General features: G+C 41.6%; 7 protein-coding genes. 1 reads left to right on the plus strand and 6 read right to left on the minus strand.

The window, feature by feature from the left end; translation table 11 throughout:
- The 4 genes from M0N77_RS13145 to mobC form a co-directional block, all read right to left on the minus strand.
- A partial coding sequence (locus M0N77_RS13145) for a YfbU family protein (protein WP_353105690.1) occupies positions 1–183 on the minus strand: 183 nt, incomplete at its 3' end.
- Between the two features lie 261 nt (positions 184–444).
- Positions 445–1,017, minus strand: coding sequence for a hypothetical protein (locus M0N77_RS13200; RefSeq protein ID WP_371834234.1), 573 nt, complete (start codon positions 1,015–1,017; stop codon positions 445–447).
- 3 nt (positions 1,018–1,020) lie between these two features.
- Entirely contained in the window at positions 1,021–1,566 is a 546-nt protein-coding gene (locus M0N77_RS13150) for an MbeB family mobilization protein (protein ID WP_353105694.1), read from the minus strand.
- Positions 1,567–2,267: 701 nt separating this feature from the next.
- Positions 2,268–2,600: a plasmid mobilization relaxosome protein MobC gene (gene mobC, locus M0N77_RS13160; protein WP_201603233.1), complete on the minus strand. Its 333-nt coding sequence runs from the start codon at positions 2,598–2,600 to the stop codon at positions 2,268–2,270.
- A gap of 232 nt (positions 2,601–2,832) precedes the next feature.
- Here mobC and M0N77_RS13165 point away from each other — a divergent pair, with 232 nt between their 5' ends.
- Positions 2,833–3,462 carry a hypothetical protein gene (locus tag M0N77_RS13165; protein ID WP_353105691.1) on the plus strand — a complete coding sequence of 210 codons (630 nt, stop codon included), beginning with the start codon at positions 2,833–2,835 and terminating at the stop codon, positions 3,460–3,462.
- A 74-nt stretch (positions 3,463–3,536) separates the two neighbouring features.
- Here the strand turns inward: M0N77_RS13165 and M0N77_RS13170 are convergent, their stop codons facing one another.
- Together M0N77_RS13170 and M0N77_RS13175 are read right to left on the minus strand one after the other, a co-directional pair.
- A complete protein-coding gene (locus tag M0N77_RS13170) occupies positions 3,537–4,418 on the minus strand; it encodes a replication initiation protein (RefSeq protein WP_353105692.1) in 882 nt (293 codons plus the stop codon).
- 285 nt (positions 4,419–4,703) lie between these two features.
- Positions 4,704–4,998, minus strand: a 295-nt coding sequence (locus M0N77_RS13175) for a YfbU family protein (protein ID WP_353105693.1), incomplete at its 5' end; no start/stop codon positions are given.

A 4,998-nucleotide genomic window follows, 5' to 3' on the forward strand; every position in this document is an offset into this window, starting at 1 on the left:
AACTACAAAATCTGACTGTTCTTTAGTAAATATAGGGCTAACAGATATTTTTTGATTATAAATCCACTCATGCCCATCTCTCAAATTCTCTGCTAAATCGAGATAGGTTTTTTCATTATTTAACTTACCCAAAATTTCATATTGATTAGCTAAAATCACACGTTCTGCATCCGTAAATTTCATTAATTACCTCTTTTATTAAGTATAGTTATAGTTAGACAATAGACAGCTAAGTTAGCGAGTCATAGATAGAATAACAGAAGCAACATTGCCAGCCTAATCTAAGTTATTTAGTGAGTTTTAGTTGAAGATAGTTATTAACAAGAGAGCTTAAACAGATAGCTATACAGTAAGAATTCTTATATCTAATTTATCTGCCCATGCTTGGAGATCTTGACCTTGTAGGCGTTCTAGCACGCTCAACTTCTTGCTCTTTGGCCTTAATCATTTCTCTAACTTGTCCAGCAATGTGTTTAATTCCTTCAGCTCCTTCTGTATTTCTATCTGTGAGCCTTTGATTTTCGCTTGCGACTGCTCTATTTTGATCTGCTCGCTCACTAATGCGCTCAATCCGCTCTCCCACTTCACGGTATCGCTCTCTAATTGCTTCGTATCGCTGTTGAGATAGTCGGGCTGTGCTATCGTACTCTGATACGTCTTTAACTGCTCTACGAGTTGAATCTGTACGTTTCCTAAAGCTAATAACTCGCTTATCAATGATGCTTGCGTTGTTACGTGCTCTTTCCGATATGCGACCCATCCATTGAACACGTTCGTTTGTTCTGTCATTGAAGTCTGCAACTGCTTGAACAACGTCGGCAAGCGTTCCAGCTCTTGTGTTTTCGCTTGTGCCAATTTGTTCAATGAAGCGGTCAATTCCGCTATATCTTGGTCTTTCTTGCGCAGCTGCTGCTCCATGTATCGCTGTTGGCCGTCTAGCATCTGCTCTTGGCGTTTGATTGTATCCTGCTGTGCCTGTAGGGCTTGCTGCACCTGCTTTAATAGTCTCTTGTCCATAATCTACCTCTGCCCATAGTTGATCGGCTGCTGCATCTGTGTTTGCGGTTTTTGAATGATGTAGGTCGGTTTTGAGAACTTGTTGACTGATACTGCCCCTATGATGATGCCTAGCACCAGTATCGTAAGTGCGACCAAACTGGCTACGATTGCCCATTTCTTCATTTCTGATCTGATGACCTGCGCTATCCTGTCCTCTCGCTGCGCTATAAGCTGCGCGATGTGCTGTGTGTAGCTCTCTATCATCGTCTCTGTCTGTTCTGCGAGTTGGTTTAAATGTTCGGTTGTATGGGCTTGGACGTTGCTCATATAGGTTTGTAGGGCGGTACTCATATCGGTTTGATGCTTGGCTAACATCGCGAGCAGCTGCTCGTTGCTCAAGTCGAGGCTTTCCATGCCTTGTCTGATGATAGTCTCGCTTTCTTTTAATTTCGCTGTCATAAAGCTGTTTAGCTGCATCGTAGCGTTCTGTACTTCTTGCTCGATAGTCTTTGCTTGCTGCTGTGACTGTGTTTTGAACTTCTGCGCTAAACTTAAAACTTCGCTCATATAATCCGCCTGTCAGCCTAATATTTCGTTTTGCTTTGGGGTCTGGGTTTTTGATACTGATTGCTTTGTCGGTTTGTCTTGCTATCTCAAAGCCACCATCTTTTAGGGCTTGAATAACGCCGTCACGATTGGTTATCGCACCTTGAGCTACTAACGCTTTTAATCCGTCAGTAATGGCTTGCCTCGTGTCTTTAATATCCCTTGGTAAGTTGTCACGCTGCGCCATGAGTCGCTTTTTAGCAGGATCATTGGGGTCGGTAAATCCATGCTCGATGTTCTGCATGTCTTTCCATGCGTTGACACGACGCTTATCCACGTTATGGACATAGGGCTGAAAGGCTCTACCATGCTCTAAATCAACATTGGCAAAGACAAAGTTTAGCTCTAACCGGCCTTTGTCTCTGTGTTCTATCCAGCTTACGCTGACCCTATCAACGTCTAGCCCTGCTCGAATGGTTTCTTCAAAGCCATCCATCAAGGCGTTTTTTTGTTCTGCACTGACTTGGTTGGCGGTCTCGGTAAACGATAAGCAGCCACTGGTATATTTTTGCTTGAAGTCTAGGCTATCAATAAGCAAGGCTTGATTGTCTATATCGCCCCTCAAAATTTTAGCACCAAGACGTTTGCCGTCGGGCTGCTCTTTGTCTTTAAGCAGATAATCAAATACGCCTTTGCTACCACCGGTGCCATTCGTGAAAAATTTAACGATCATCGGGCACGCTCGATGCTAGTGCTTTGTCTAGCGTGGTTTGCAAATCAAGCAATGCAATTAATACGGCATTACCGACTTCTTGCCCTGTATTAGTTTGCTTGGCGATTTGATTGATATTGATACCAATGCGATTAACGGCTCGCACCAATTCGGGGTCGGCACTATGCACGATTTTTTTGGTCTTAGGTTCAGGCGCGGCTACCGGCTGATCGAGTATCAATCCGCGAGCATAGGTTGACATATCGTGCTGACCTGCACGCTTTTTAATATCTACTATCTCATCGTCAGATACTCTGATTTTTAGCCATTTCGTCCTTGCCATTTTAACCTCGATAATTGCTGTTGTTTTTTACCCCTCACGGCTTTTTGTGAGGGGTTGGGGTTAAGGGGTTTCCCCTTACCGGCATACCTTGGGTCAATAGTAACGAAGTGGATATTGTGCCCACGGTATATGCTGGCTAAACGTTAACTAAACGTTAAAATCTAAATAATTAATCACTAGTCGTCTACTTAGAAGATGTATACTTCATTATAATATATAAATGATCATTCAAATGAGAAGTTTAACTGCCATGGGAAACGTACTTAAAACTATAGGCTTTGTTATAGCAGCACTAATTATAATAGCTCTAGTGCTGGTAATCGTGACAATACTCAAAAACAATCAAAAAAATGTTGAAGATGAAATGGGACAACAAATATCAATATTCCTAGACAATCAAGCATATCAAAACTATTGTGACGAAGAGAAATTTAAATGCTTAGACTTAAGTAAATTAGGCAAAGGTATCGACGTCAAATTAATACAAGCAGAGATAATAGACAACAAATACCATTACACAGGTAGTAACAAAGAAGAGTTATTCTTTAAAGTTATGACAGCAAAGCTACGAGAACGCTTGCCTAGCCCTGTAGAAGGCCAGAGTGAACTAGAACTTAGAGATTATGAGATAAATAAGAACCAGACCAAATATATATTCTCGGCGAACTCAGAAATAGACACAGAAGAAAGAGAGTATATACAGAAGCGTAAAAGGACAAAGGAAGATTATGAGGAAATATGTGAAGTAATGTACAATTCAAAGTATCAAGAGGCAAACGATACAAAGGCCAAAATAGAATTCTACGACACAGACGACAATTTATTATTAGAGGTTAGCCTAACTAAAGAAACATGCGCTTAACGGATAAATAGCCTAAGCAGGAGAAGATTGTCGAAACGGCTGTTATCTGATTTAGGCTTATCCAGTGCAACTTATTAAAGCTTACCTAGTTTTTTGTGATTATAGTAAGTTCTTCGTGAAATACCCAACTCTACCCAAGGTTTCAATGACTGCTCTGACGTAGCTACAGGCTTACGTTTAGAGACTTTACCCCCTTTACTACCTTTAATTGCCTGACGATGTATAAACTCGTTATAGTGATAAGCATCACGTTTCCAACAGTATTTGGCAATGCTTTTGGCAGTGGCTTTTATTTCTGAGTACGGTAATGGCTCTAAAAACATCATATTTACGCTTTGAGCATGTTTAAGCACAGAATTGTACCATTGCTCCCAAGTCTTCCCTCGATGCTCTCTAATCGCAGAATAAGCCCAATGGCGAACGGTATCGAACAGGGTGCAGTTCCTACCAAGTCCGTATTCTTTCTCTGTATTCGTTAACGGTCTGAGATCAACAAATTCTGCTAGATAATTTAGCTCGTAAGCTTCTTTCGTCCATACTTCGGTACGCCAATGCTCGTGCATGGGGTTTTTGGTAATGAAGTTGGTATAACCGACGTCTGCGCGAGTGGCTCTGACCAATCCTGCTTGTATCTTAGCGAGATAGTCTAAGGCTTTACGGCTACCGTGCTCACTGGTGCAAACAGGCGTTTTTAGCTCATAGACGATATGAGCATGTCCGTTTGATGGGTTTTGGCTTGTCCATCGTGGCGGTGGTAGGTATTCTTCTGCCCAACGCATTGCACCATGCTCATGATCAATGTCGAGGCAGATAAAGTGGGTCATGCAAGGAGGGTTGTGCTGGATATACCGCATCTTGACGGCAGTTTGCCTAGGACGAATGACAAGATTACCTAAATCATCGGTGCAATAGGGCTTATGAGGGAGTGTTTCGTATATTTCCGGTAGTATTAACATCACGCACACTTGTGTTGGTGCGCCTGCTGATATAAAATGTCCGTATCGAAAAATGGGTTTTATATCTGCTGACACAGATTAAAATTCATCTAACCCCTAGTGTTGGTAGCACTGGGGGTTAGTCGTTTCTAGCATTTGAGTTTACGCCTTCCTTACCTCTGCGTCAAATAGGAAATCCTCCTCAAAGTCATGCCATTTAACGCTTACATCGCTCTAAAAAACAGCCAAAAAAGATAGCCCCCCCCTATTAGAGAGGACTTCTATCTAGTTTAAGATAATGTTAATTTAGCGACCCAAGATGGCTTCAATGTCGTCTAACGACAACGTATAACCTTTTCCTAGAGATTTCCACTTATCTAACATATTCTCGTAAGTAGATATTTTCTTCATATGAGAATTTGTATTAGCCTTAACATGAGCAAATTGGTCATTCTCAACTAGTGCGGAGAAAAAGCGCTTATATTCACCTTCATTGTTTCCATCAAAGCCTGGGAATTTCACACTGTCTTCATTCAATGAACCTTTGTCCGAAAGAGCATCAAAACTGTCTTGGATAACCTCGTAAAGACTTAAGATAGAA

Source organism: Psychrobacter sp. AH5, assembly GCF_040371085.1.
In the GTDB taxonomy this organism is placed as follows: domain Bacteria; phylum Pseudomonadota; class Gammaproteobacteria; order Pseudomonadales; family Moraxellaceae; genus Psychrobacter.